This window comes from Fulvivirga kasyanovii (assembly GCF_009711405.1).
GTDB classification, from domain to species: domain Bacteria; phylum Bacteroidota; class Bacteroidia; order Cytophagales; family Cyclobacteriaceae; genus Fulvivirga; species Fulvivirga kasyanovii.
Genome location: NZ_SMLW01000051.1, coordinates 1 through 349, shown reverse-complemented (window position 1 = coordinate 349; position 349 = coordinate 1). Strand labels below are relative to the sequence as shown.

Sequence of the window (349 nt, the reverse complement as noted above, 5' to 3'; positions counted from 1 at the left end):
AAACCGGACAGTTCCAACTCAGTCAAAACCGACAATGATCCCTTCACCGGAATCATCACCGTTGGAGTCAGCCGTATCGTCCTACCTTCTGGACAAGCTACGTAGCCGTACAGGCGGAGCCGTATCTCCCTCAGATATGGGCAGGAACTTTATGGACTTTGGGGTAGACTCCGCAGGCATCATCAGCCTGGCCCGGGAGTTGGGCGAAGAGCTTCAGATAGAAGTATACCCGACCCTGTTTTTTGAGTACCCTAACCTGGAAGAACTAAAGACATACCTGCTCACCGAGCATTCGAAAGAAGTGAACCATTACTTCAGCGAATCCCTGGCATCACCGTCATTATCTTCC

At 51.0% G+C, this 349-nt stretch carries 1 protein-coding gene; it reads left to right on the top strand.

All coding sequences use genetic code 11. The features are described 5' to 3' along the window. Positions 1 to 34: 34 nt before the first annotated feature. Positions 35 to 349 (top strand): acyl carrier protein (locus E1163_RS00050; protein ID WP_221417850.1); only part of this gene is annotated, 315 nt, incomplete at its 3' end.